Source organism: Streptomyces sp. NPDC002104, assembly GCF_053593795.1.
This window is the reverse complement of record NZ_JBSFDF010000074.1, coordinates 21,435-28,099: the sequence shown is the minus strand read 5'-3', so window position 1 is coordinate 28,099 and position 6,665 is coordinate 21,435. Positions and strand designations below refer to the sequence as shown.

The following is a 6,665-nucleotide window of genomic DNA, read 5'->3' as shown; positions in this document are numbered from 1 at the left end:
GGCGTACACCGTACGGGTGGCCAGGTGGACCCCCGCGTGCGTGAGGGCGATGGGCGCGGCCCGTACGCCTGGCGTACGGGCCGCACCCACCTCCCCACCACTCCCGGATCAGCGCGCCAGGGCGGGCTCCAGGCTGCCGAGCTCCAGCAGGGCGACGGCCTGCTCGCGCAGTTCGACCTTGCGGACCTTGCCGCTCGCGGTCATCGGGAACGCGTCGACGGTGCGCACGTAGCGCGGGATCTTGTAATGGGCGAGCCTGCCGGTGCAGAAGGCGCGCAGGGACTGCGCGGTGAGCTCGCCCGCGCCGTCCCGCATCCGCACCCAGGCCATCAGCTCCTCGCCGTAGTACTCGTCCGGGACCCCGATGACCTGGGCGTCCAGGATGTCCGGGTGGGTGTGGAGGAACTCCTCGATCTCGCGGGGGTAGAGGTTCTCCCCGCCCCGGATGACCATGTCCTTGATCCGCCCGGTGATGCTCACGTAGCCCTCGTCGTCCATGACGGCGAGGTCCCCGGTGTGCATCCAGCCCGCCCGGTCGATGGCCTCCGCGGTCTTGTCGGGCTGTTCCCAGTACCCGTCCATCACGGAGTAGCCGCGGGTGCAGAACTCGCCCTGCCGGCCGCGCGGCACGGTCAGTCCGGTCTCCGGATCGACGATCTTGATCTCCAGGTGGGGGCCCACCCGGCCTACGGTGGAGACCCGACGTTCCAGCGAGTCGCCGGGGCGGGTCTGGCAGGCGACGGGCGAGGTCTCGGTCATCCCGTAGCAGATGGTGACCTGCGCCATGTTCATCCGCTCGACGACCTGGGTCATCACCTCGACGGGACAGGGCGAGCCGGACATGATGCCGGTGCGCAGCGAGGACAGGTCGAAGGAGTCGAAGTCGGGGTGGTTGAGTTCGGCGATGAACATCGTCGGCACCCCGTACAGCGAGGTGCACCGCTCCGCCTCGACGGCCTCCAGGGCGGCCCGGGCGTCGAAGACGGGGGACGGGATCACCACGCAGGCGCCGTGGCTGATCGCCGCGATGGTGCCCATCGCCATGCCGAAGCAGTGGTAGAAGGGCACGGGCAGGCAGACCCGGTCGGCCTCGGTGTAGTCGAGCAGCTCGCCGGTGAAGAACCCGTTGTTGAGGATGTTGTGGTGCGAGAGCACCGCTCCCTTGGGGAACCCCGTGGTGCCGGAGGTGTACTGGATGTTGATCGGGTCGTCGGGGCCGAGTACGGCCGCGGCCTCGGCCAGGCGCCGGGCGCCGTCCGCGTCCTTGGGCGCCCGCAGGGCCAGCCAGCTCTCGCCGCCGGTCAGGACCGTGTGCTCCAGGGCGGGGCAGCGGGGCGCGACCTCGGCGATCATGCTCGCGTAGTCGGAGCTGCGGAACCGGCGGGCGGCCACCAGGAGGCGGACCCCGGCCTGGCCGAGGACGTACTCCAGCTCGTGCGTGCGGTAGGCCGGGTTGATGTTGACCAGGATCGCCCCGATCTTGGCCGCGGCGTACTGGGTCAGTACCCATTCCGCGCAGTTGGGGGACCACAGGCCGACCCGGTCGCCCTTGGTGATGCCGAGGTCCAGCAGTCCGACGGCCAGGGCGTCGACCTCGGCGCCGAGCTCCGCGTAGGTCCAGCGGCGGGCCGTGGGCCGGTCGACGAGCGCGTCCCGGTGCGGATGGGAGGCGACGGAGCGGTCGAAGTTCGCGCCGATCGTCTCGCCGAGCAGCGGGACGGGGTGGCCGCCCGACGCGTAGCTGGGCCTCGGGTGCGCCGGGGGTCCGCCGGGTCCGCGTGTCACCATTGCCGGTCCTCCACTTGTGATGGTCGATCCGAATAGCTTTCGGTGCGTTATTCCGGGGCGCATCTCATGGATTGCCGTCATTCCGCAGCCGTTTCGGGCGCTCCGGGCCCGAAACGGGCACGATCGAAGAAAGACCCAACGTGTGGTCTGGCCTATTCTTCGGATGCGCTTTTGGCGCACGCCAAGACCATGTCATCGAGCAGCTGTTGGGAGACCTGCCATGAAAATCGGCCTGGCCGTAGCGGATTTCGCCTGGGAAGGCGGAGCGCCGCGCATGGCGGAGACGCTCGGCTCGATATCCCGCTCCGCCGACGACGCCGGTTTTGACGTCATCGGTGTCGCCGACCACGTCTGGCAGGGCCCCCACATGGGCGGCCCCGAGCAGCCCATGCTGGAGTGCTTCACGACGCTGGCCACCATCGCCGCCCACACCCGGCGCATCCGCGTGATGCCGCTGGTCGCCGGCGTCCACTTCCGCTCCCCCGGCCTGCTCGCCAAGTCGGTCACCACCCTCAACGTGCTGTCCGGCGGGCGCGCGGACCTCGGTATCGGCGCGGGCTGGTACGAGGAGGAGGCGCTCGGTCTCGGCATCCCGTTCCCGCCGCTGGCGGAGCGCTTCGAGCGGCTGGAGGAGACGGTCCGGATCTGCCGGAACATGTGGGACGGCGAGCGCGGCGACGAGAAGCCCTTCGACGGCGTCCACCACCGCCTGGAGCGGGCGCTGAACGTGCCGCAGAACCTCACCACCCCGAAGATCATGATCGGGGGCGGCGGCGAGAAGAAGACGCTGCGCCTGGTCGCCCGCCACGCCGACGCCTGCAACCTCTACCCGGGCCCCGACCTCACCGACAAGCTCGACGTGCTGCGCCGCCACTGCGAGAGCGAGGGCACGGACTACGAGGCGATCGAGAAGACGTGCATCATGCCGTTCACGGCGGGTGACGAGGCCTCCGCGGACGAGCTGGCCGGGGTCCTGCGCGGGCTCGGCGGGCTCGGCGTCCAGCGGGTCATCGGCATCCTGGAGGGCGCCGGCCAGCAGCGCCAGGTCGAGGTCATCGGCGAGCGGGTGCTGTCCGCCGTGGCGGACGCGTGACGCCCGGGCCCTGACCGCCGGCGCGACATGGTGCCCGGCCCCCGCTCACAGCGGGGGCCGGGCACCTTTCGTGTGCGGGGCGGTCAGTCGGGCAGCCGGACCGACAGCTTGTGGCGGAACACGTCGCGCGGGTCGTACGCCTTCTTGACCTGCTGCAGACGCGGGTAGTTGTCCTTGTAGTAGAGCGTGTGCCACGGCACGCCCGAGGTGTTCCACTCGGGATCGGCCAGGTCACTGTCCGCGTAGTTGATGTACGAGCCGTCGTTGGCCTCGTTCGGCACGGGCACGCCGCCGGTGGCCGCGTAGACGTCGCGGTACATCTCCCGCAGCTGCCGGATGTTGGTCCCGTCCGCGCCCTCGTCGCCCCATACCGACATGAAGGCGGCCTTGAGGACCGAGTCGCGCTGGGCCGCGGCGGTGGCATCCGGGGCGGCGGTGTTCACCTGGCCGCCGTACCCGATGAGGATCAGCTGCGTCGGGCTGGCGTCGCCGGTGGTCAGGTGCCGGTACAGGGTCGCCGTCTGCTCCGGCGAGTAGCCCTTGCGCAGATAGGCCGCCTTGATCTTGATCCGGCGGGTGAACGGGTCGCCCGGATCCCCCCAGTTCGGGTACGACGAGAAGTAGAGCCAGGGGTTGACCTGCTGCTGCTGGAACAGTGGCGGAATCCCGACACCGGCCGACACCTCCTCGAAGAATGTGGTCATCAGCTTTTCGGCGTCGGGCGTGTCCTCGTCGATGTGCGCGCCCACCGTCAGGCCGAAGCCGGAGCGGTGCGTCCCGTGGAAGTAGCCGGCCAGCGGGGCGTACGGCGAGTCGGCGCCGCTGTTGCGCTCGAACCAGGCGCCGAAGTTGCTCTGGAGCCTGGTGAACGCCTCCTCGGTCATGGTCTCCCAGGACCAGACGACCATGCCGCTGCGCCAGCGGGAGGGGGCCTTGGGCAGTAGCGCGGCCGGGTCGCCGGCCTCGGGGTCGGCGGCGGCCGAACGCATCCAGTAGCGCGTCACCACGCCGAAGGTGCCGCCGCCACCGCCGGTGTGCGCCCACCACAGGTCGTGGTGCGGGTCGCCGGGCTCGCGGGTGGCCACGACGGCCCGCGCGACGCCGTCCTCGCCGACGACCACGACCTCCACGGCGTACAGGTAGTCCACGACGGCGCCGAGACTGCGCGAGAGGGGACCGTATCCGCCGCCCACGATGTGGCCGCCGACGCCCACCTCCGGGCACTCGCCGCCGGGAATGGTGACGCCCCAGCCCTTGAACAGGGTCCGGTAGACGTGGCCGAGCGTCGCGCCGGCCTCGATGGAGAAGGCCCTGCGCGCGCTGTCGTAGCCCACGGCGGTCATCTCGGACATGTCCAGCAGGACCTCGATGCCGTGGGCGGTGAAGTCCTCGAAGCCGTGACCGCCGCTGCGTACGGCGATCCGCTTGCCGGCCGCCACGGCCTCGGTCACCGCGGCCGCCACCTGGTCCGTCGTGGTCACGACGCGGACGTAGTCGGGGCTGGCCGGGAAGCGGTGGTTGGTGCCGCGCAGCATGCTGGGGTAGCGCGGGTCGTCGGCTGTGATCGTGGCAGGTCCAAATGCCGGGGTGCCCGTATCCGTCACGTCATTCCTCCATCGGGGCAGGCGGGCCCGGCCCCGCGGGCGTGCCCGGCCCGCGTAGGTACTGGGGGGCCGCGACCAGCCTGTACGAGCGGTGACGCGGATGTCTTCTCCGGCCGTGCTGTTCAGGTGGCCGGACGTTTTTCTCTCAAATTGCTGAGGCTGGGGTGGTGCACCGGATTCCCTTGTGAGTGCGCGGACACCTCCGGTAGTTGTTGTCGGGATCCCCTGTTTCGCCGGAAAGTCCCGGCCGGGTTTCAGTCCGCTCTCCCGTCCCCGTCCAAATCGTTCGGCGTATCTGTTGGAGGAGGATCCGGCATGTGCGGGATCGCTGGGTCCATGGCCCTCCGAAATGGCGTGGCCGTCGATCCGTCGGTCCTCACGCGAATGACCGGGACACTGCACCACCGCGGCCCGGATTCCGACGGCGCCTTCCTCGCGGACGGTCTCGGGCTGGGCTTCAGACGCCTGAGCATCAACGACCTCGCCGGCGGCAGCCAGCCGATGCCGAACGAGGACGGCAACGTCGTCATGGTGTGCAACGGCGAGATCTTCAACCACCGTGAGCTGCGCGCCGAGCTGATGGCCAAGGGACACCGTTTCCGCACCGACTGCGACGTCGAGGTCCTGGTCCACCTCTACGAGGAGGAGGGCACCGGCCTGCTCCGGCGCCTCAACGGCCAGTTCGCCTTCGCGATCTACGACAAGGCCCTGCGGCGGCTCTTCCTCGCCCGCGACCACGTCGGCATCCTGCCACTGCACTACGCGCGGACCGCGGACCACTTCGTCTTCGGGTCGGAGGCCAAGGCGGTCCTGGAGCACCCGGGGGTCGGCCGCGAGGTGGACCTGACCGGGCTCGACCAGGTGCTCACCTTCCCCGGGCTGGTGAGCCCCCGGACCATGTTCCGGGGCGTCAGCGCCCTGCGCGGGGGCCACTACCTGCTCGTCCAGGACGGCTCCGTGCAGGAGTTCCCGTACTGGGACCTCACCTACCCGCGCGCCGGCGAGCTGGCCGTGGAGCCCGACGAGTACTACGCCGAGACGCTGCGCGGGCTGCTCACGGACGCGGTGCGGCGCCGGCTGCAGGCCGACGTGCCCGTGGGCTTCTACCTCAGCGGCGGCCTGGACTCCTCGCTGATCGCGGGGCTCGTGGCCGAACTGGCACCGCCCACGGACTCGTTCTCGATCACCTTCCCGGAAGCGGCCATCGACGAGTCCGGCTACCAGCGCCTGATGGCGCAGAAGGTGTCCTCCCGCCACCACGAGAGGGAGTTCACCACCGCGGACATCACCGAGGGCCTCCAGCGGATGGTGCTGCACGCCGAGACCCCGGTGAAGGAGACGTACAACACCTGCTCCCTGGTGCTGGCCCAGCTGGCACGCGAGAGCGGGACGACCGTGATCCTCACGGGTGAGGGCGCGGACGAGCTGTTCGGCGGCTACGTCGGCTACCGCTTCGACCGGCTGGGCCGGGGCGGCGGTCGGGGCGGCGACGGGCTCGGAGAGGCCCTGGAGGACGACGTCCGCAGGCAGCTGTGGGGCGACTCCGGGATCTTCTACGAACGCCGCTACCACGCGTGGCGCGAGGCCAAGCTCGGCCTCTACTCCGCCGGTGTCCGCGAGGCCTTCCACGAGAGCGACTGCCTGCGCTTCCCGCCGGTGGACCCGGCGAGCCTGGCCGGCCGGGACCCGCTGGACCAGCGCTCCTACCTCGACTTCCGCATGCGGCTCTCGGACCACCTGCTGTCCGACCACGGGGACCGGATGGCCATGGCCCATTCCGTGGAGGCCCGCTACCCGTTCCTGGACCGGGAGGTCGTGGAGTTCGCGACCCGGGTCCCCGCGCACCTGAAGGTCAACCCCCTCGGGGAGAAGTACGTGGTGCGCCAGGCGGCACAGGGCCTGGTGCCCCCGGAGATCATCGACCGGGAGAAGTTCGGCTTCCGGGCGCCGGGCAGCCCCGCGCTGCTGCGCGCCAATATCGAATGGATCAACGACATGCTCTCCCCGGCGCGGATCCGGCGCCAGGGCTACTTCGATCCCGGCGCCGTGGAACGGCTGCGGGCCCGGTACATGAGCGACGGGTTCGAGATCCACCCGCACTACGGCGACGACCTGCTGCTCGTCGTCCTGACTTTCGGCATCCTCCTGGACACCTTCTCCCTGGCGGACCACGGATGAGA

The 6,665-nt window shown here is 70.4% G+C and carries 4 protein-coding genes; 2 read left to right on the top strand and 2 right to left on the bottom strand.

All coding sequences use genetic code 11. The annotated features are described in order from the left end of the window. Positions 1 to 108 precede the first annotated feature (108 nt). A complete protein-coding gene (locus tag ACWCP2_RS35570; RefSeq protein WP_450912693.1) occupies positions 109 to 1,788 on the bottom strand; it encodes an AMP-binding protein in 1,680 nt (559 codons plus the stop codon). A gap of 19 nt (positions 1,789 to 1,807) precedes the next feature. Here ACWCP2_RS35570 and ACWCP2_RS35565 point away from each other — a divergent pair, with 19 nt between their 5' ends. Beyond that, positions 1,808 to 2,881 carry an LLM class F420-dependent oxidoreductase gene (locus ACWCP2_RS35565; RefSeq protein ID WP_450912696.1) on the top strand — a complete coding sequence of 358 codons (1,074 nt, stop codon included), beginning with the start codon at positions 1,808 to 1,810 and terminating at the stop codon, positions 2,879 to 2,881. A gap of 83 nt (positions 2,882 to 2,964) precedes the next feature. Here the strand turns inward: ACWCP2_RS35565 and ACWCP2_RS35560 are convergent, their stop codons facing one another. Continuing rightward, positions 2,965 to 4,485 carry an FAD-binding protein gene (locus ACWCP2_RS35560; RefSeq protein ID WP_450912692.1) on the bottom strand — a complete coding sequence of 507 codons (1,521 nt, stop codon included), beginning with the start codon at positions 4,483 to 4,485 and terminating at the stop codon, positions 2,965 to 2,967. 315 nt (positions 4,486 to 4,800) lie between these two features. Here ACWCP2_RS35560 and asnB point away from each other — a divergent pair, with 315 nt between their 5' ends. Continuing rightward, positions 4,801 to 6,663: an asparagine synthase (glutamine-hydrolyzing) gene (gene asnB, locus ACWCP2_RS35555; RefSeq protein ID WP_450912691.1), complete on the top strand. Its 1,863-nt coding sequence runs from the start codon at positions 4,801 to 4,803 to the stop codon at positions 6,661 to 6,663. Positions 6,664 to 6,665 lie beyond the last annotated feature (2 nt).